The organism is Tenacibaculum sp. 190524A05c, from assembly GCF_964036595.1.
GTDB classification, from domain to species: domain Bacteria; phylum Bacteroidota; class Bacteroidia; order Flavobacteriales; family Flavobacteriaceae; genus Polaribacter; species Polaribacter platacis.
Genome location: NZ_OZ038523.1, coordinates 1,423,092 through 1,443,177, shown reverse-complemented (window position 1 = coordinate 1,443,177; position 20,086 = coordinate 1,423,092). Strand labels below are relative to the sequence as shown.

The 20,086-nt window shown below is 31.5% G+C and carries 13 protein-coding genes and 3 tRNA genes; 13 read left to right on the top strand and 3 right to left on the bottom strand.

All coding sequences use genetic code 11. The features are described from left to right. Positions 1–34 precede the first annotated feature (34 nt). The 4 genes from ABNT61_RS06110 (at position 35) to ABNT61_RS06095 (ending at position 2,449) form a co-directional block, all read left to right on the top strand. On the top strand, positions 35–2,095 hold the full coding sequence (locus tag ABNT61_RS06110) for an HDIG domain-containing metalloprotein (RefSeq protein WP_348745248.1): 2,061 nt from the start codon (positions 35–37) through the stop codon (positions 2,093–2,095). 84 nt (positions 2,096–2,179) lie between these two features. Beyond that, positions 2,180–2,262, top strand: a tRNA-Ser gene (locus ABNT61_RS06105). Positions 2,263–2,286: 24 nt separating this feature from the next. Continuing rightward, positions 2,287–2,361: transfer RNA gene (locus tag ABNT61_RS06100), tRNA-Pro, on the top strand. Between the two features lie 14 nt (positions 2,362–2,375). Continuing rightward, positions 2,376–2,449: transfer RNA gene (locus ABNT61_RS06095), tRNA-Arg, on the top strand. 54 nt (positions 2,450–2,503) lie between these two features. Here the strand turns inward: ABNT61_RS06095 and ABNT61_RS06090 are convergent. Then, positions 2,504–2,764, bottom strand: coding sequence for a hypothetical protein (locus ABNT61_RS06090; protein WP_348724370.1), 261 nt, complete (start codon positions 2,762–2,764; stop codon positions 2,504–2,506). Between the two features lie 350 nt (positions 2,765–3,114). On the opposite strand from ABNT61_RS06090, the gene ABNT61_RS06085 reads away from it, so the two are divergent. The 7 genes from ABNT61_RS06085 to ABNT61_RS06055 all read left to right on the top strand — a co-directional run bounded on the left by ABNT61_RS06085 (position 3,115) and on the right by ABNT61_RS06055 (position 11,875). Next, entirely contained in the window at positions 3,115–3,528 is a 414-nt protein-coding gene (locus ABNT61_RS06085; RefSeq protein ID WP_348713190.1) for a response regulator, read from the top strand. Positions 3,529–3,649: 121 nt separating this feature from the next. Then, positions 3,650–5,959 (top strand): PAS domain S-box protein, encoded by a 2,310-nt coding sequence (locus ABNT61_RS06080; protein ID WP_348745247.1) that lies wholly within the window; start codon positions 3,650–3,652, stop codon positions 5,957–5,959. A 3-nt stretch (positions 5,960–5,962) separates the two neighbouring features. Beyond that, positions 5,963–6,283, top strand: coding sequence for an Hpt domain-containing protein (locus ABNT61_RS06075; protein ID WP_348745246.1), 321 nt, complete (start codon positions 5,963–5,965; stop codon positions 6,281–6,283). Between the two features lie 14 nt (positions 6,284–6,297). After that, positions 6,298–7,020, top strand: coding sequence for a LytTR family DNA-binding domain-containing protein (locus ABNT61_RS06070; RefSeq protein WP_348745245.1), 723 nt, complete (start codon positions 6,298–6,300; stop codon positions 7,018–7,020). Positions 7,021–8,023: 1,003 nt separating this feature from the next. Beyond that, a complete protein-coding gene (locus tag ABNT61_RS06065; protein WP_348745244.1) occupies positions 8,024–9,229 on the top strand; it encodes an oligosaccharide flippase family protein in 1,206 nt (401 codons plus the stop codon). Between the two features lie 84 nt (positions 9,230–9,313). Then, complete coding sequence (locus tag ABNT61_RS06060; RefSeq protein ID WP_348745243.1) at positions 9,314–10,492, top strand: glycosyltransferase; 1,179 nt, start codon at positions 9,314–9,316, stop codon at positions 10,490–10,492. A 246-nt stretch (positions 10,493–10,738) separates the two neighbouring features. Further along, a complete protein-coding gene (locus tag ABNT61_RS06055) occupies positions 10,739–11,875 on the top strand; it encodes a response regulator (RefSeq protein ID WP_348745242.1) in 1,137 nt (378 codons plus the stop codon). A 77-nt stretch (positions 11,876–11,952) separates the two neighbouring features. Here ABNT61_RS06055 and bglX read toward each other — a convergent pair whose 3' ends face one another. Next, positions 11,953–14,253 carry a beta-glucosidase BglX gene (bglX, locus tag ABNT61_RS06050; RefSeq protein WP_412766932.1) on the bottom strand — a complete coding sequence of 767 codons (2,301 nt, stop codon included), beginning with the start codon at positions 14,251–14,253 and terminating at the stop codon, positions 11,953–11,955. 130 nt (positions 14,254–14,383) lie between these two features. Beyond that, positions 14,384–15,256, bottom strand: coding sequence for an AraC family transcriptional regulator (locus tag ABNT61_RS06045; RefSeq protein ID WP_348713198.1), 873 nt, complete (start codon positions 15,254–15,256; stop codon positions 14,384–14,386). Positions 15,257–15,472: 216 nt separating this feature from the next. Here ABNT61_RS06045 and ABNT61_RS06040 point away from each other — a divergent pair, with 216 nt between their 5' ends. Both ABNT61_RS06040 and ABNT61_RS06035 read left to right on the top strand, forming a co-directional pair. Further along, positions 15,473–18,505 carry a TonB-dependent receptor gene (locus ABNT61_RS06040; RefSeq protein WP_348745240.1) on the top strand — a complete coding sequence of 1,011 codons (3,033 nt, stop codon included), beginning with the start codon at positions 15,473–15,475 and terminating at the stop codon, positions 18,503–18,505. A 23-nt stretch (positions 18,506–18,528) separates the two neighbouring features. Further along, a complete protein-coding gene (locus tag ABNT61_RS06035) occupies positions 18,529–20,070 on the top strand; it encodes a RagB/SusD family nutrient uptake outer membrane protein (RefSeq protein WP_348713200.1) in 1,542 nt (513 codons plus the stop codon). The last annotated feature ends 16 nt before the right edge of the window (positions 20,071–20,086 follow it).

Below are 20,086 nucleotides of genomic sequence, written 5' to 3'. Positions count from 1 at the left end.
AAAAGGTTATATTTACGGATATAAAAGTGATGAAATGAAGAAATTAATAAGTTATTTGTATCGAAATAACTCTATAGTTTACAAGGTTTTACTGTTTTTGAGTACTGCGTTTGCAATCGTGTATTTCTTTCCAAAAGGAGGGAAGTTTAGATATGATTTCTCGCAGGGTAAACCTTGGCAGTACGATAATTTATATGCACCTTTTGATTTTGCTATTGAAAAGTCTGAAAAAGAGGTGTCTGATGAAATTACACAAATCACTTCTTCATCAAAACAATACTTTTTATTTGACAATACTAAAGTTGACGAAATAAAAAGTGAATTCACTCAAAAATTAGAGAGTTTAAAGGTTTCTGATAGCTTGTCTTCACAAGATATTAGAAAGCTTAAAAAAAGTGGAAATCAATTGATAAACGATATTTATAGATATGGTTTTATTGATGATGTTTCTAAGAATAAACTGAATAAAAATTCAATTGTTGTTCTAAGGAAAGGAGAGGTAATAGAAGAGATTTCTTATCAAAAGTTAGTGCAATCCAGGGATATTTTAACAAAGATCAATGATAAATTTGTTGATTATGAAAAGTCATATGGCAAAGATTACATTTTCGAAGTATTGTCTGAAATAATTCAGCCAAACGTAAGTTTTGATGCAAAGTTTACTCAGAAAGAGTTGGATGAAATTTTAAATGATATATCCTATACTAAAGGAATGGTTTCTAAAGATGCTTTAATCATACAAAAAGGTGATATTGTTGAAGGAGAAAACCTAAATGTATTAAACTCGTTTAAAGAGGCTTCAAAATCATTGATATGGACAAAATCTAACTATAATTGGCTTGTTTTAGGATACACGTTATTGGTTTCGTTGGCACTGTTAATGCTGTTGCTGTTTTTAGATCGATACAGAAAAGAAATATATTTAGATAATAGTAAAGTCACCTTTATATTTTCTAACGTTCTGCTAATGATATTTGCACAAACCTTAATGGTGAAATATAATCCGGATTTCTTGTATGTAATTCCGTTGAGTATTTTGCCGATTGTATTAAAAGCATTTTTTGATGCCAGATTAGGTTTGTTTACTCATGTTTTAACTGTTTTGTTACTTGGATTTATTGTTCCGAATAGTTTTGAATTCATTTATTTACACATAATAGCAGGAATCGTTACAATTTTATCAGTTACGGAGCTATATAAAAGAGCTAGTTTATTCATTTCCATTGCACAGATTACGTTAATTTATATGGTAACATATTTTGCTTTCTCTATTATCAAAGAAGGAAACATAAGTAATATAAAATGGGAGTATTTCGGTTTGTTTGCTGTGAATGGATTGTTATCCTTTTTGGCAGTATTCTTTATTTACTTCTATGAGAAAATATTTGGTTTGGTTTCGGATGTAACTCTATTGGAATTATCAAACACGAATTCTAAACTACTTAGAGAGTTAAATGAAAAAGCTCCAGGAACATTTCAGCATTCAATGCAAGTAGCAAACTTAGCGGAAGCAGCAGCTAATGAAATTGGAGCAAATTCAATGTTGGTTCGCACAGGTGCATTATATCATGATATTGGTAAAATGAAAAATCCTAAATTTTTTACCGAAAATCAAATTACAGGAGTTAATCCTCACAATGATCTTGCGCCTAGAGATAGTGCTAAGATTATTTTGGATCATGTAATAGACGGAATTGAAATTGCTAAGAAGAATAATATTCCAGATAGAATTATTGATTTTATTAGAACACATCACGGAACGAGTTTGGTCTATTATTTCTATAAGAAAGAAAAAGATAAGAATCCTAATATGGAAGTAGAGGAGAAGAAGTTTAGATATCAAGGTCCAATCCCGTTTTCAAAAGAAACAGCAATTTTAATGATTTGTGATGCTGCTGAAGCAGCTTCTAAAAGTTTACAGAATCCATCTGCACAATCAATCGACGAATTAATAGATAAAATTGTTGAAGGACAAAAAGGGAACAATCAGTTCATAAATTCGAATATTACGTTTAGAGAGATAGAAAAAATAAAAAAAGTTATAAAAGGTAAGTTAATGAATATCTACCATTTACGAATTGAATACCCAGAATAGCAATTTTTTTTATCAAAAATACTTGTGAGATTCCTTTTCTAATGTTACATTTGCACTCGCAATTTTTAACTCAATAAGAGTTAAGGAGAGGTGGCAGAGTGGTAATGCAGCAGCCTGCTAAGCTGTCATCGTTTTTCGATGCCCGGGTTCGAATCCCGGTCTCTCCGCAAAAAATTGTAGATAACCATTTTCGGGGTGTAGCGTAGCCCGGTCATCGCGCCTGCTTTGGGAGCAGGAGGTCGCAGGTTCGAATCCTGCCACCCCGACAAAAATAGTTATTGGTCGCGTAGCTCAGCTGGATAGAGCATCTGCCTTCTAAGCAGACGGTCACAGGTTCGAATCCTGTCGCGATCACAATAAGCCTTACTAGTTTTAGTAAGGCTTTTTTGTTTTTAAGGTTTAGCTATATTATCTGTAGTCTTCCCAGAAATCATTCATCGCATCATCTGCATCAAACCAAGAAGCAGAATTACAAGAATCACAACACCAATGGTCACTAGAATTATGTAGACTATTCTGAGCGTGTGAACTACTTATATTATAGTTCACTTTCCCAGTTTCACCATTGTAATAAGCGCATCTTCCTGATGATTGTATAACACCACCAGTAATTTCTTTTAGAACTTCTTTCGATAATTTAGTTCCTAAGTTTAAGATTGTTTTTTTCATAATAAATTAACTTTTTTCCATAATGATTTTATAACTAATCTATTAAAATGAAAGAAGACTAAGTAGTATTATACTTATTCTTAATGTTTAGCATAATTCGTTAAAGTAAAGACTCACTATGGAGGTTTCATTATTATGTTCATTTATGAGAAGTATTGTTACTATCGAAGTATCATGTTTTTTTTATATTTGCTTGCATTTTCGGTGCAAATATTCCCCTTAAACTTTTAATAAAAACAACTCGTCTATACTTTTTGGTATTTTATCGTTTCGTAACATAAGTTAAGCCAAAGATTTAAAATGGTTGGTTTATAAAGACTAACTTGCAAATAGGGATTAAAAAAAATAGAATGCAAAACATATTAACAATATTGTTAATTGAAGATGATCAGATTGAAGTAATGAAATTCAATCGGATTTTATCCAAAATGGAAATGAAACACAATGTAATTGAGGCTAACAATGGTGAAGAAGCCTTAAATTACTTGATGAAGAAAGAAAACCTTCCAAGTATTATTCTTTTAGATCTTAACATGCCAAAAGTTAATGGTATTGAATTTTTAAAGATCTTAAAGAATGACGATGTGTTAAAATACATACCTACAGTTGTTTTAACTACATCAAACAATTATAAAGATATCTTCGAATGCTATAAAATTGGTATAGCTGGCTATTTAGTCAAGCCATTAAAGTATGAAGATTATAAAAATAAATTGATAAAATTATTATCTTACTGGAGCGTTAATGAATTGATTACGGTTTAAACATCTAAGTCGCTACCAAACTTTGTGGCTAATTGCCAGTATTTAAACTTGTTAATTCTTTCATTTCTAAGGCATAAGTGTTTTAACAATAGAATTTTCTACAATTCTAAAAGCAAATTTTATGAGCGAGGATGAAATTAAAAGTTTAAAGAAGGCTTTAGATGAAGAACGAAAGGCTAGACAAATAGCCGAGCAAGAGAACTTAAAATTAAAAGAAAGTCTACTTCAAAAAGAATCTGAATTTAAAGGGGTTTATGAAAATATGAACGATGCGTTCGTATGGATTGATCTTCAAGGAAATGTTATTAAAATGAACGAAATAGCTGAAGAAATGTTTGGCTATAAGATTAATGGCACTCCTTTAAATTTAATGAAACTAGTTCATCCAAAAGATTACAAATACACTTTAGAAGCTTTCCAAAATTTAATGAAAACTGGTCGTTATTCTAAATATAGATCTAGAATAATCACTAATGATGAGATTGTTAAAACGCTAGAGGTAAATTGTAGTCTAGTTTTTGATAAAGATGGAGCTATGATTGGGGCACAAGGAATTGCTCGAGATGTTACTCAAGAAATAGCAGTTCAAGAATTATTGGAGCAACAAAAGAAACAGCTTGATATTATTTTTGATAATTCACCTATTGGAATTTCTTTATCCAAAGAAAAGGATGATGAGTTTTTACTTGTTAACAAAGCTTTATGTGAAATGCTGGGTTACACTTTGGAGGAAATGAAGCAAGTGAAAGTGGATAAATTTACACATCCAGATGATCGTAATATGTCTAGAGTATTTCGAGATAGGCTATCGTCAGGTAAAATCGATAGTTTTAGTATAGAGAAAAGATATATTCGTAAAAATGGGGAAGTGCTTTGGGCAAAAACCATTGTGAATTCTGTGAAAGATCTAGATGGTAAAGTTAAGTTTCAAGTTGCAATAGTTGAGGATATAACTGAAAATAAATTAGATAAAGAGAAATTAATAGAATCGGAGAACAGGTTATCATCTTTAATATCGAATTTGGATAGTGCTGTTTTATTGGAGAATGAAAAAAGAGAAATTTCAATTGTAAATAAAAAGTTTTGCGAAATCTTTAGCATTCCTTCTCAGCCTGAAAAACTATTAGGGCAAGACTGTGTTAAACTGCTAAAAGAATCAAAAGGCTTTTTTGAAGAACCAGAAAAACTTGAAACTAGAATAAATAAACTGATAAAAGATAAGAAGGTTATTTTAGGAGATGAGTTAAGATTGATTGATGGTAGGATTTTAGAGCGTGATTATATTCCAATTTCTCAAGATCGAGAGTATAAAGGTCATTTATGGACTTACAGGGATGTTACTCTTTCGAGAAATTATAGAAAGAGTCTAGAAACTCAAAAGAAGAGATATAGTAATATTATTGCTAATTTAAAGTTAGGGTTAGTTGAGTTGAGTGCTGATAGTAAAGTGCTTTCAGCTAATAAAAGCTTTGTTAAAATGACAGGTTTTAACGAAGAAGAAATTTTAGGTAAAGATTTACGTCGATTATTCAAAAAAGAAAAAATAAAAAATCTAATTCAGCAAAGAAACCAAGATAAAAGAGAAGGTAAAACTGGATCTTATGAATTTAAGTTTTTAAATAACTTAAACGAAGAAAAGGTACTTCTAGTAAGTGCAGCACCTAATTTTACAATACGTGGTGAAATTATCGGTTCTATTGGTATTATACTAGATATTACTCATATCAAGAAATTAGAATCCCAAAAAGAAGAATTACTCAAAACTCTTGAGAGAAGAAATGTAGAGCTTGAAGAGTATGCGCATATAGTTTCGCATGATTTAAAATCTCCTTTACGAAGTATTTCAGCTCTTACAAGTTGGCTAAAGGAAGATTACGGTGATAAACTAGGTTCTGATGGAGAAAAGAATATCAACTTAATTCAAGAGGTTGTTCAGAAGATGGAGGCCTTAATTAATGATATTCTAAATTATTCTAGCATTAAAGAGAAATCTACAGATTTAGAAAATGTGAATGTTTATGAGTTAGTGAGTGATATCAAAAAATTACTTTATGTGCCTAAACATATTAATGTGAATATTGATGAAAATTTACCAGTAATTAGAGCTGACAAAGTAAGACTTCAGCAGTTATTTCAGAATTTAATTAGTAACGCTATCAATTATTCAGATAAGGAAGAAGGGTATGTTAATATTAACTACAGAGAAAAGAAAAAGTATCATGTGTTTTCTGTAGCTGATAATGGAGTTGGTATTGCAAAAGAATATCACGATAAAATATTTAAAGTGTTTGAGTCTTTAGGAGATCATAAAGATTCCACAGGTATTGGGTTGTCAATTGTAAAGAAGATTGTTGATGTGTACGATGGAAGGATATGGCTAGAAAGTGAGGAAGGAGTTGGTACAACCTTTTTTATAGAATTTAAAAAGTAACACATGCACAACGAACAGCCAAATATCAATTATATAAGACAACTTTCCGGAGGAGATGTTGAATTTGAGGAAAAAATGCTCAGTATATTACAGCAAGAACTTCCTGAAGAGATAAAAATCTATCTAAACACCTTAGAAATCAATAATTTACATCAAACAGCGGAAATCGTACATAAAATTAAACATAAAATTAGTATTTTAGGCTTGGAAAAATCTTATGAGTATACAATTCAATACGAAAAAGAGTTATTGGATGGTAATAGAGGTGGACATGAAGATTTTTTAAGGATATTAAATAAAATGTCCGAATTTTTGACCAAATAAAAATAACATCTTAAATGAATTGTTTAATTATTGATGATGAATTTGCTGCTAGAGCCATAGTAGAGCAATTGTGTAAAAAAGAAGGTTCTTTAACCGTAATCGATCAGTTTTCTAATGCAATACAAGCTATCAAGTATTTAAATCAAAATGAAGTTGATTTAATGTTTCTCGATATCCATATGCCTGATTTTACTGGTTTTGATTTAATTCAAACACTCAAAAATCCACCAAAAATAATTTTAACAACGTCAGATGCTAAATTTGCGATAGATGCATTCGAGTATGAATGTATTGTTGATTATTTGGTAAAGCCTATATCAGAACAAAGATTCCAGAAAGCAGTTGATAAGGCGAAAAAGTTCACGATTAAAAAGCAAGGTCAAGAAAAAGAAGTAGCTTCTACTAATGGAGAGGCTAAAGAAGAAGAATCTCAATTGTATATTAATATTGATAGAAGATTAATTAAAATCGAAATTTCTAGTATATATTTAGTTGAAGCAAAAGGTGATTATATTCTTATAAAAACTGATACAAAGAACTATACAGTTCATTCTACATTAAAGAAAATAGAAGAAAAACTTCCAAAAGATTTATTTTTAAAAGTTCACAGATCTTATATTATTAATTTGAAAAGAATTATTGACATTGAAGATAATAGTGTGCTGATTGCTAAGGATGTAGTTCCTGTTAGTCGATCAAATAGATCTGAATTAATGAAGCGTTTAAACCTTCTTTAAAGGGAGTAATTCATAACGTTTTTCCATTTACCGATGGATACCACCATTTTATCTACAGTTGAAAGGGACTATAACGAATTGTCTCCAAATAAACATGTAAAAGCCGCTATCTTTGAAGTGTAATTAAGATTTAAATAAAAGTTTTAAATACATAAAGTACACTTTGAAAAAAGTATTTTTCATTTTTTGAGTTCCCCAACATCAAAAAATTGAAGGTTTTTAGATTTATTTGGTTGATTAATATAACCCTTTCATTAACTTCTACAACAAATGAAAGGGTTTATTGTTTTTTATCCTTTCCTCACAATTAACACTTCAGTTTTACATTCATTTACAGCTTAACGTACTATCTCGACAACTGGTCTATGAGAGTGTTTAGCCACAACGAAAAACTACCTTTTTAACTGAAATTCAGTGGTATATTTGAAGTGTAGTTAAGTTTTAGTTTTTTTTCATTTAAACCATATTTAAAGAAAAAATAATTAAAGGTTTTTAGATTTATTTGGTTGATTAAGAACCCTTTTACATGTCTTCATAATGTAATTGGGTTTTTTCTTTTTCAGGTAAATTTTAAACGTGAAATTCAACTTATCGAAGATTTAATTCCGTTAATCTATAGTTATAAGCTTAGTTGTCGAAATAAGTACAGTTGAACAGGAATTCTAAATTATATTTGTAGTGTATTTAATATACATTTAAGTACACAATTTGTTTTTTCATTTTTGAAAAACAACTTCATAAAATTGAAGGTTTTTAGATTTATTTGGTTGATTAGAAATCCTTTTACATCCCCAATATGTAAAAGGATTTTCTTTTTGGTTTAATTCTAGCTTCTGATAAGTCAATATTCTACTTATATTTTTGATTTATTGTGATTTAAAAGGAAAAAAAGTAAATCACATTTAATTTTGTAAACTTAAATGTGTAAATTACAGGTAAATCGAACAACCCCGAAAGTTTGAAAATCTTAAAACACCAATTGCTAACTCCCGAAAGGGTATTCATGCTCAGCGCTATTATTGTCAATGCCGGAAACTACTTGTATAATTTACTTGTGGGTAGAATTTTGGGGCCATCAAAGTTTGCTGATGCTGCTATTTTAATCACCTTTTTATTAGTATTATCATTTATAGCTATGACCTTTCAATTGGTAACGGCTAAGTATACTGTTTTATTTGAGAATATAGTGTTTAAAAGGTTTATGAATTTTATCCTTAAAAGGTCTGTATTTTTCGGAGTACTTGTTGGTGTGTTAATTATTGTTTTTTCCAGTCAACTACAATCCATATTTAATACAGAGAATCGATTAATGTTCGTAATATTTGGAATTAGTGTTCCAATATACTTTTTAATGAGTGTGAATCGTGGTGTTTTTCAAGGTGGAAAGGATTTTCTAAAATTGGCAACAACATATCAAACGGAAATGATTTCAAGATTAACAATAACTTTATTGTTACTCTTATTATTTGTTTCTAGTGAATCTTCGATCTTAATTTCTCTAGGTATTTTGATATCCTTAATATTTGGGTTGTTTCCCTTAAGTAAAAGAGTTAGATTTAATCAAGAAGGAGTTTTAAACGCTGAAAATAAAAGTTTAGTCCATAAATTTTTATTTCTCACTGCGTTTTATGAGTGTACACAAATCATAATAAACAATAGTGATATTTTATTGGTAAAGCATTACTTCGATAATTATAATGCTGGTTTATATGCTTCATTAGCTTTAATAGGAAGAGTAGTGTACTTTGTAGCTTGGATGTTTGTGATGCTTTTATTACCAGCAGTTGTTAGTAAACAAAAAGATGGTATTCCACATCGAAATGTATTATTGAAGTATGTCGGTTACGTAACAATACTTTCGGCTTGTATTGTTTTTGTAACGTATTTATTTCCTGAATTTGTTGTTACTATCTTATTTGGGAAAGAGTACATAGAAATAGCACCATTGTTGTGGCAATATGCTTTGGCAACATCGATTTTTGCTGTATCAAATGTGTTTGCTTATTATTTTCTTTCCTTAGATCAATATGTCCCAGTTGTTATTACCGGAATCTTAGGTATTACTCAAGTGGTACTAATTATATTTTTTCATACCTCTTTAAAAGAAATTGTTACTGTACAAATAATTGCAATGGTTATTTTATTAATCGTTCAATTGCTGTTTTTCTATGGTAATTCTGTTGTTTCTAGTAAAAAACAGAATACTTAATTACCGAGGTAAATTACTGAACTAACCAATATTATTAAATATGACTTAAAGTTATGTTTACTAATGAAATAAATATATAGATATATGAAATTAGCTATAGTTACTGCATTTCCCCCAAGTAAAGTGACATTAAATGAGTATGGATATCATTTAGTGAAACAATTTAGAATTAATGATAGAGTAAAGGAGTTGATATTATTAACTGATGAGGCAGTGGAGCCTGAAGATGTTAATTTTGAAGAGGATGGGTGTAAAGTAGTTGTAAAGAACTGTTGGGAATTCAATAGTTACAAAAATATATTCACTATTAATAAGGCAGTGAAAGAAACAAAACCAGATGCTGTTTTGTTTAATTTACAATTTTTGAAATTCGGAGATAAAAAAATACCAGCCGCTTTGGGATTATTAACTCCATATCGATGTCGTTCTAAGAATATACCAACAATAGTTTTATTGCATAACATTTTAGAACAAGTGGATTTGAATAGTGCTGGGTTTACTAAGAATGTAGTGCTTCAAAAAGCGTATGGTTTAATTGGTACAGTTTTGACTAAATTCTTGCTCTCCGCAGATTTAGTTGCACTTACGATTCAAAAGTTTGTGAACACCTTAAAGGATAAATATAAGACTGAAAAAGTAGCTCTAATTCCTCATGGAACTTTTGAAATGATAGAGGAACCTGATTATAGTTTGCCAATCGGACCGAAAAAAGTAATGGCGTTTGGAAAATTTGGAACTTATAAAAAGGTTGAGGTTATGATTGAGGCTGTTGAGGAAGTTCGAAAGTCTACATCAGAAGAGCTTGAAATTGTTGTGGCAGGTACGGACAGTCCTAATACTCCTGGTTATTTAGAGGAAATGAAGCAGAAGTATAAAGATGTAAAAGGTCTTCATTTTACTGGATACGTTGCTGAAGAAGATGTACCTAGAATATTTAATGAAAGTGCTGTTGTAGTTTTTCCTTATACGTCAACTACAGGTAGTTCAGGTGTTTTGCATCAAGCAGGAAGTTATGGTAAAGCTGTTATTATGCCTAATCTTGGTGATTTAACCGATTTGATTCAGGATGAAGGTTATCGCGGTGAGTTTTTTGAAGCAGATGATGTTTCTTCTTTAGCAAATGCTATTAAAAAAGTTGTTGAAAATGATGAGTATAGATTAGAGTTAGCTCAAGCGAATTATAAAGCAGCAGCTTCTCTTCCAATGTCTGAAGTTGCAGAAATGTATTTGGATCATTTTGATCAAATCAAGAAAAAAAGGTAGTTTTTTGAAGTTGTTTGTTAAAACTATGTTAGTCAATTTGTTAGGTTAGGTGTAATTTTACATCAGAAAAAGATGATTTTTTGACCACGCAACGCTAAAAATTGCAATTTATTGTGAGAAAAGGGGAAAAACCCCTTGATAATCAATTACTTCACGGGTGATATTTTCGTATATTGTAAACGCTTATGATTTTTATATATGAGGGAAGGACGGTGACATTAAGTTATTAACCACAAATTATCATGTATGAAAATTCTTAACATTGATGAAAAAAAATTGACTGCTAAGTTGTTGGAAAGAAGGTTGTCTAATATTGGATACCACGTGACCACAGTTAAAAATGGAAAAGAAGCTGTTGAACAATTAAAAGTACGAAAGCCCAACCTAGTTATTTTAGACATAAACATGTCAAATTTTGGAGGAATTGACGTGTTGAAGTTTATTAAAGAATCCGGCTTAGATACTAAAGTAATGGTCATATCAGGGGAAAAAGAGCAAGCGCTCGTATCTGATCTCTTTGAGTATGGCATAGATGAATACATTAAAAAACCAGCTACACTTACAGAAATACTTATTAGAATTAATAAGTTGGTAGGAATGAGCTCTTTATCTGATGAATTCTATCAACAAAATGAAGAGGTTGTTAGAGAATTATCTATCGGAGTTGTAATACCATGTTACAACGAAGCAAGTAGGTTGTTGTCTAAAAGCTTTGTGCATTTTGTGAGTCGAAACGTCGGCTATTATTTATGTTTTGTAAATGATGGTAGTACTGACAATACCCTTGAAGTATTGGAAGAAATGAAACAAGGTAGAGAAGATTACATTGGAGTTTATAATTGTGATACAAATGGCGGAAAAGCTGAGGCTGTTCGTCAAGGAATGTTACATTTAATAAATGATAATGACTTAGCTCTTGATTATTTAGGGTTCCTAGATGCGGATTTATCTACGGACTTAAATGATTTTGATGATTTGGTAAAGACCATTAATTTGAACAATTATAAGATTGTTAGTGGATCTAGAATTTCACGAATTGGTGCGAATATTTCCAGAGAGTCGGCAAGGCAAGTTATTAGTATGTCTATCAACTATATTATACGTAAGATTTTGGGTATGAATTTTAAGGATACGCAATGTGGAGCGAAAATTCTGGATAGAGAAGCTGTTAAAACTGTGTTTAACGAGAAGTTTTTAACCAGATGGCTATTTGATGTAGAAATATTTTTGCGTATGAAAAAACGATACGGAATGAGAGCAAAAGAAATGATTTATGAACAACCGCTCAAGAGGTGGGTTCATGCAGAAGGTTCTAAATTATCTATGAGAGATTCACTCAAAATTGGAACACAGCTCATGAAAATTGCAGCTCATTACAAATAAGTAAAAGACTGATCGGGGGAAAAATAATTCACTTCAAACGATCAGTCTTTTTTGTTTTTATATATGTTAGTGCGTTTCTATTCTAGCACAAATGTTTCTTTTAAGTTCTCTGCAGAATTTCCACCTACAAAAACTTCAAAATCTCCTGGTTCTATAATATATTCACCTTGATTGTTAAAGAACCCTAATTCGTTTTTCGTTAAAGTGAAATCAATAACTTTTGATTCTCCTTTTTTAAGTTCAACTAACTCAAAGCCTTTTAATTCTTTTACTGGTCTGGTAATACTACCAAATAAATCTCTTATATATAGTTGAACGACTTCCTTTCCATCATAATTTCCAGTATTGCTAACTTTTACTGAGATTTTAATGTCTTCATTTATAGATGCCTTTTTATTATGAACTTTAAAGTCTGAGTATTTAAAAGTAGTGTAGCTTAATCCATATCCAAATGGGTATAAAGGAGAGTTTTCTGAATCAATATAGTGAGACCAGAATACATTGTTCTCTGGATTAGGTCTTCCTGTGCTTTTATAGTTGTAATAAATTGGAACCTGTCCTAAATTTCTTGGGAAAGTCATGGGTAATTTACCACTTGGGTTGTAATCTCCATATAAAACTTCGGCAACTGCGTTTCCAGTTTGTGTTCCTAATTGCCAAGCTTCAACAATTGCAGGTATATTTTTATCAGCCCATTCGATAGCTAATGGTCTACCGTTATTTAATACTAATACTATGTTTTTGTTTACTTCGTAAACTTTTTCTAAAAGCTCTTGTTGTCTTCCTGGTAAATCAATTTCAGTTCTACTTCTTGCTTCACCACTTTGGAAACCATGTTCTCCTAAAACCATAACTACAACATCTGCATTCTTTGCAATCTGTAGAGCTTTGTTGATTTCTGATGTATTGATGGTGTTATTAACTTTTAAAGGTTGAGTGAAAGAAGTGTTACCTTCAATCAGATCAATCCCTTTTTCAAAGCTTAAAGTATTTTCTTTATATTTTGATAATCCCTCATGAACTGACACCGCAGTATTGTCGTCTGACGCAAGTCTCCAGCTTCCTAAAGGACTGTTTTTATCATTTGCTAACGGACCAATTAATGCGATTTTTTGTCCGCTCTTTTTTAAAGGTAATAAGTTATTTTCGTTTTTAAGTAATACTATAGATTTTTTGGCAACATCTAGTACAGCTTCATGATGTGCTTCATTTCCAATTTGTTCTTTTTCATTGGTTTCATCGCAGTATAGGAAAGGATTGTCAAACAAACCTAATTCATACTTTACAGTTAAAATTCTTCTTACTGCGTCATCTAAGATACTTTCCTTTATAGTTCCGTCTTTTACAAGTTTAGCTAATTCCTCTATATAAACATATCCTTCCATGTCCATATCAGAACCAGCAGTTGCCGCAATTTTTGCCGCTTCTTTTTTGTCTTTTGCATGTCCCCATTCAATTAATTCTCGCATAGAGGCCCAATCCGAAACAACGAAACCATTGAAATTCCATTTTCCTTTTAAAATTTCTCTTTGTAAAAAACTACTACCAGTTACTGGAACTCCGTTTAATTCATTAAAAGAATTCATAAAGGTTTTAACATCGCTATCTGCGGCAGCTTTAAATGGAGGTAGTACAATGTTGTATAAAGTAGATGTTCCGATATCAACGGAATTATACTCTTTACCAGCTTCAGAAAATCCGTAAGCAGCAAAATGTTTTGCACAAGCTGCTATTGTATTAGGTTTAGATAAGTCATCTCCTTGAAATCCTTTAACTCGTGCTTGGGCGATTTTCGAACCTAGAAACGGGTCTTCACCGCCACCTTCCATAACTCTTCCCCAGCGTGGATCTCTAGAAATATCAACCATTGGAGCAAATGTCCAATTGATTCCTGCAGCAGATGCTTCTGTAGCAGCTACTCTGGCAGAGTTCTCTATAGCCTTTAAATCCCAACTTGCAGATTCTGCGATAGGAATAGGACTTAATGTTTTGTATCCGTGAATAACGTCAAAGCCAATAATTAAAGGTATACCTAATCTAGACTCTTCAACGGCAATTCGCTGAACTTCTCTTACATTTTCAGTTCCTCTTACATTAAGCATTGATCCAACCCATCCTTTTCTTAAATGCTCATACTTTTTTTTCGCATTTCCATTCTGTGGAGTTGGTCCAGTTACATCCCAAAATCCGTTATACTGATTCATTTGACCAACTTTTTCTTCGATAGTCATCTTTGAAAGAAGGAGAGTAACTTTTTCGCTTATCGTTTCATTTTTTGTATCTATCATTAGATTATCTTTTTTATCGCTTGAACATCCGAAAAGAAATAGTGTTGACACTGTACAAGTTAGTATTGTTTTTCTCAAATGATGTTTCATGAATTTATAATTTAGAAAAGTGACGTAAATTTATGATAGATTAGTTTGAATATATGTGCTCAAATAATCAAAATATGGTACTTTTTTTATTTTAAAAGTCAAAAAATGAATTTTATTTGATTAAAAAGTATTAGAATACTTTTTGAATTCCGTTGAATTCAGATCTAAACTCGCTTGGTGTATTGTTTTTAATCTTTTTAAACATCCTGTTAAAGTTTGCGAGATTATTGAATCCACATTTATATGCTACTTCGCCAACACTTAGGTCAGTTTCTAATAATAAGCGACTTGCGTAGCTTATCCTGGTGTTGTTGATATAGGATACGAATGTTTTTCCGGTTCTCTTTTTTATGAATCTATTAAACGAAACAGGAGTCATGTTTACTAATTCAGAAATTTCATCAAGTGATATTTTTCTTTGAAAATTGTTTTGTACAAATTCGTAAACTTTTTTGATTTTACCGCTATTTTCAAAATCATTATAATTTGAAAATGAGGTTGATAGAAGTTTTTGGTTTCTTGAATTAGATAGGTCGTGTAGTATAGAGATAAACTCTAGAAAGTAGTCTATACCTGAGGTTTTAGGTAGTTCCATTAATCTAGGCATAAGCTCTTTGATTGTTTTTTCAGAGAAAGAAATGCCGTGTATAGATCTGTTTAGCATATCTCTTATTGATTTAAAAACTCTGCGTGATAGGAGTTTTTCATCTAGTAAGTCGCTGTGAATGTGAATCGTGATTTCGTGTATTTCTTTATTAGTACAATTATGTAACTCCCAGCAATGAGGAAGATTAGGTCCTACTAATACTAATTCGTAATCACCTATTTCTCCCATGTGGTCTCCAATTACACGTCTTACACCTTTACCTTTATGTATAAAGTTTAGTTCGTATTCTGGATGAAAATGTAATGGGAAATCAAATTCATCTTTTACTCTATAATAAACTAAAAAACTGTCTGATGGAGAGAGCTGAGTTATCTCTCTGTGGATATTTTTATTCATCGGTTTGTTTGTTTTGTGTGTAACAATATTAAAAAATTATTAATGATTGATAAAATTATATTAATGATTTGTTAATATTGGATATATTTTTGTGTAAAACAAATTAGTTTTAAGATCAAAGTGATTATGAAATTGACATATTAGTTTTATTTTTATGATAATTTCTAAAACAGATAATTACTTTTTAGTCAAAAAAACGCCAAATTAATTATCAAAATGAAAAAAAATATCTTTAAGTATTTTTTACTAGTGCTTGCTTTTTCTGCCACCTTAGCGGTGCATGCACAAGATGTAAAAGGAGTAGTCTCTGACGTCACTGGAGAGCTCCCAGGTGTAAATGTATTAGTTAAAGGAACTACTCGTGGAACAGAAACTGGATTTGATGGTACTTTTACCATTAAAAACGTAAAACCAAACGATGTTTTAATATTTAGTTTTATAGGATATAAGACATTAGAGGTTCCAGTAAATGGTAGAACTACGATTAATGTTACATTGGAAGAAGATTCCGATACTCTTGAAGAAGTAGTTGTTGTCGGTTATGGAACTAAAAAGAAAAGTTTAGTAACTGGAGCAATTTCTAGTATTGATAGTAAAGAGATAAAGAGTATTTCTAATCAAAGAGTTGATCAAGTACTACAAGGTAGAACATCAGGTGTTACAGTATCTTCATCTTCGGGTTCGCCGGGTTCTGGAACTAAAATTAGAATTAGAGGTACAGGTTCTAGTGGAAATGCTGATCCATTATTTATTGTAGATGGAATGAAAGTATCTACAATTGATAATATTGCTCCATCGGATATTGCAAATATTGAGGTGTTAAAAGATGCTGCATCAGCTGCTATTTATGGTACAGAAGGTGCGAATGGGGTAATTATTGTGACTACTAAAAAAGGAACGAGTGGAGAATTACAAGTAAACTTTAATACTCAAGTAGGATTTCAATTTGTAAATACAAATATGGAATTAATGAATGCAAATCAATTCGTTACGTATTTAAATGAAGCAGGAAATGCATCCGTAGTGAATAATGGAGTTGATACAAATTGGATTGATGAAACTTTTGATACTGCTTTTATGCAACGTTATGATGTTAGTTTATCAGGTTCAATGAAAAATACTTCTTACTATTTTTCAGGTTCACATACGAACCAAGAAGGTGTTGTTGTTGGAGATAATTCAACTTTCAAGAGAAATACATTCAGGTTAAATATTCAAAGCCAAGTTACAGATTGGTTAGAAATTGGTGTGAATTCCAATACATCTTTTATTGATAGAAAAGGAATTGTTGAGAATAGTGATACGAGAGGTGTGATTCAAAATATGTTAATTATTGATCCTTTAACTCCAGTCATTTATACCAACGGAGTTCCAGTTGATGTATTCGATCGTTCAGCAGCAAATGGAGTTCCGGTATTAAGAGATAAAGATGGTAATGTATACGGTTATCCTGCATATTCTACTGGTGAGGTAATTAACCCAGTGGCCTATGCAAATGCTATTCAAGAAAATCTTAATGAAAATGATCAGTTTTTAACAACCATTTATGGTAAATTTAATATCTTAGAAGGACTGACTTTTACGTCGAGATATGGTTATGAGCAAAACCAGTTTTTAAACCAAAGAAATACGAATGCTTATTATGTTGCTTCAGAAGCGGCAAACACTCAGTATAATATTAATAGATCTAAACAAAGATTCAGAAGGTGGTTATGGGAAAACTTTGCCACTTATGAAAAATCTTTTGATAACCATAACTTCAAATTATTAGCAGGTTATTCAGCAGAACAAAGTAGAAGACCAGCTTTTACAAATGAAGCTTATTCTATTGCTGTAGATGATTTTAATGGATTCAATATCAACTCACCAACTACGGTTTTTGATCCAACTTCACCAAGGCAGTTAACTTTTAGAGATAATTTAGTTTCAATGTACGGTAGATTATCATACAACTACATGGAAAAATATCTTTTCGAAGCATCTATCAGAAGAGATAAGTCGGATAAGTTCCCTGCTGGAAATAGAGCTGCAGTTTTTCCATCATTTTCTGCTGGTTGGTTAGTTTCGAAAGAAGATTTCTGGAAAGAAGATTCACCAATTAATTATATGAAATTAAGAGGAAGTTGGGGACAAAATGGAAATAAAAACAACTTAAGAGGTAATGCTGATATAATTGCAATTACAAATCAAGTTGGAGGTTTAGAATTAAACTATTTAGGAAATGTAGGAGCTCAAATTACTGGATTTGCAAATGAAAACTTAGTTTGGGAAACTTCAGAACAATTAGGATTTGGTGTTGATTTAAGAGCTTTTAATAGTAAATTAAATTTCACAGCAGATTATTACAAGAAAACAACTAACGATTTAGCGTTTGTTGCTGGTGAATTAATTACTCCTGGATCTGCAGGTTTCGTTTCAAATGATTTTAACGGAGGTACAGTTGTAAACCAAGGTTTCGAATTTGAAATAGGATATTCTGATACTACAGAAAGTGACTTCAGTTACCAGATAAATGCAAACTTATCTACTTTAGATAACGAGGTAACTGAAATTCAATTTGTACCAGAAGGAACTTCTATTGTAGGAGCAGGAGCACCTCAAAATGCTGATGGTGTAACTAGATTTACAGAAGGATTGCCAGCTTGGTATTTCTATGGATATAAAACTGATGGAATCGATCCTGCTACAGGTGAAATTATCAGAGTTGATACTAATGGAGATGGAAGTGTAACTAATGATGATAAAACAATGATTGGTTCTCCACATCCAGATTTATTATACGGTGGTAATATCAGATTAGGTTATAAAGGATTTGATTTTAATGTTCAATTCCAAGGAACAGTAGGAAATGATATCATTGCAACTTACCATCAACCTTCTCGTCCTATTACAAATAAGCCATTACACTTCTTTGAAGGAAGATGGACAGGAGCTGGAGATACTGATGCGACTTTTCCATCGGCAGCAAATGTTGCATCGGCTTATGATACAGACTTAGTTGTTGAAGACGGATCTTTTATGAGAATCAAACAAATTCAATTAGGGTATACTTTACCACAAAGTATAACTGAAAAATTACACGTAAGTAGTTTAAGAATGTATGTTTCATTTGATGATATTTTTACATTCACAAACTACAAGGGACTTGATCCAGAAATTGGAAATTTTGGATTTAATGATATAGGTGTTGATAGAGGATATTATCCAACTGCTGGAAGAGCATTATTTGGATTTTCTCTTAACTTTTAAAGACTAAAAACTTACAATAAAAAATGAAAAAAGCGATTTATTTTATAGCATTTATAATGTTTCTAGGTGCTATTTCGTGTAGTGAGGATTTTACGAATAATCCTCGTGAAGACGTACAGGATTTAAAAACATTCTTCTTAGAAGAAGATAATGTTGAGCAAGCTGTGATCGGTGTTTACGATTTAATGCAGTATAACTATGGTAGAGATTGGCATAGTGCATTTTTAGTGAAATTATTACCTGGAGATGATGCAAACTGTGCTGGAGGTAACTCTAATGATCAAGCGCAATTACAAGATATAGACGATTACGCAAATGTAGCAACGTCTAATCCATCAATTGAAAGCATGTGGAATTTATTCTACAGAACAATTGCTATGTCTAATTTAATTATTGAAAATTTAGCCGATAGCGATGTAAGTAATAAAGATAGAGCTATTGCTGAAGCTAAGTTTTTCAGAGCATGGTGTTATTTCGAATTAACAACAATGTTTGGAGATATTCCATTGAGATTAACTGTTCCAAAAGGAGCGGAAGATTTTGGATTAGCGAAATCTTCACGTGCTGACGTATATGTGGCAATAGAGGATGATTTAAGAGATGCAATTACAAATTTACCTGAAAAATCAGGAGTTGCTGATTCGTTTAGAGTTTCTAAAGGAGCGGCTCAAGCTGTAATGGGTAAGGTTTTAGTATTCCAAGAAAAGTATGCAGAAGCAGTTCCTTTCTTTGAATCAGTAATTAATAATCCATCTCACGATTTACAATCAAATATCGCAGATGTTTGGTCTGTAAGTAACGAGTTTGGTGTTGAATCTTTATTAGAGATTGGATACATTTCTACTACTGGTAGAGATTGGGGAAATATCGCTTGGGGAGGAAGAAATGAAAGTAACTTACATATTCAGTTAATGGGACCTAGAGGAGATGGTATTTTCGGAGTAGGTTCTATTGGATTATTGAATGGATGGGGCTTTAATTTACCAACGAATAAACTTGCTATGGCGTTTGATGCAGCTGGAGATACAAATCGTAAATCTGCAACTTTAATGACAGAAGCTGAATTAATTGCGGCTGGAGGATCAGTGGATGCATCTGCCGCAACAGGTGGAGTTATTTGGGATTACGAAGGAGCAATTAGAATTAAATATGCTACAAAATCAGAAGATACAAGTGCAGATGGAGTTAGAGAATTAAACTATAGTACTAACTTCAGATTATTACGATACGCAGAGGTTCTTTTATTAGCTGCTGAGGCTTATAACATGTCAGGAAATGATCCTCAAGCAAGAATTGAGTTAAACAAGATTAGAAATAGGGCTGGATTAGCAGATATTCCATCTTCAACTGCAGGAAACGATTTATTCGATGCAATTGTAAATGAGAAGTTTTTAGAATTAGCTCACGAAGGTCAACGTTTTTGGGATTTAGTTCGTTGGGGAAGAGCTTCAACAGAATTATCAGGTACGGGTTATTCAGTTAAGAATAATTTATATCCTATTCCACAAACAGAAATCGATAAAAATTCTGAGTTAACCGCTGCGGATCAGAACCCAGGATATTAAGTTTGTGAACTTAGAT

What these genes read in the sequence shown, in the direction of transcription:
- ABNT61_RS06110 (WP_348745248.1), top strand. Translation starts at nt 35, where the DNA reads ATGAAGAAATTAATAAGTTATTTGTATCGAAATAACTCTATAGTTTAC.
- ABNT61_RS06090 (WP_348724370.1), bottom strand. Translation starts at nt 2,764, where the DNA reads ATGAAAAAAACAATCTTAAACTTAGGAACTAAATTATCGAAAGAAGTT.
- ABNT61_RS06085 (WP_348713190.1), top strand. Translation starts at nt 3,115, where the DNA reads ATGCAAAACATATTAACAATATTGTTAATTGAAGATGATCAGATTGAA.
- ABNT61_RS06080 (WP_348745247.1), top strand. Translation starts at nt 3,650, where the DNA reads ATGAGCGAGGATGAAATTAAAAGTTTAAAGAAGGCTTTAGATGAAGAA.
- ABNT61_RS06075 (WP_348745246.1), top strand. Translation starts at nt 5,963, where the DNA reads ATGCACAACGAACAGCCAAATATCAATTATATAAGACAACTTTCCGGA.
- ABNT61_RS06070 (WP_348745245.1), top strand. Translation starts at nt 6,298, where the DNA reads ATGAATTGTTTAATTATTGATGATGAATTTGCTGCTAGAGCCATAGTA.
- ABNT61_RS06065 (WP_348745244.1), top strand. Translation starts at nt 8,024, where the DNA reads ATGCTCAGCGCTATTATTGTCAATGCCGGAAACTACTTGTATAATTTA.
- ABNT61_RS06060 (WP_348745243.1), top strand. Translation starts at nt 9,314, where the DNA reads ATGAAATTAGCTATAGTTACTGCATTTCCCCCAAGTAAAGTGACATTA.
- ABNT61_RS06055 (WP_348745242.1), top strand. Translation starts at nt 10,739, where the DNA reads ATGAAAATTCTTAACATTGATGAAAAAAAATTGACTGCTAAGTTGTTG.
- bglX (WP_412766932.1), bottom strand. Translation starts at nt 14,253, where the DNA reads ATGAAACATCATTTGAGAAAAACAATACTAACTTGTACAGTGTCAACA.
- ABNT61_RS06045 (WP_348713198.1), bottom strand. Translation starts at nt 15,256, where the DNA reads ATGAATAAAAATATCCACAGAGAGATAACTCAGCTCTCTCCATCAGAC.
- ABNT61_RS06040 (WP_348745240.1), top strand. Translation starts at nt 15,473, where the DNA reads ATGAAAAAAAATATCTTTAAGTATTTTTTACTAGTGCTTGCTTTTTCT.
- ABNT61_RS06035 (WP_348713200.1), top strand. Translation starts at nt 18,529, where the DNA reads ATGAAAAAAGCGATTTATTTTATAGCATTTATAATGTTTCTAGGTGCT.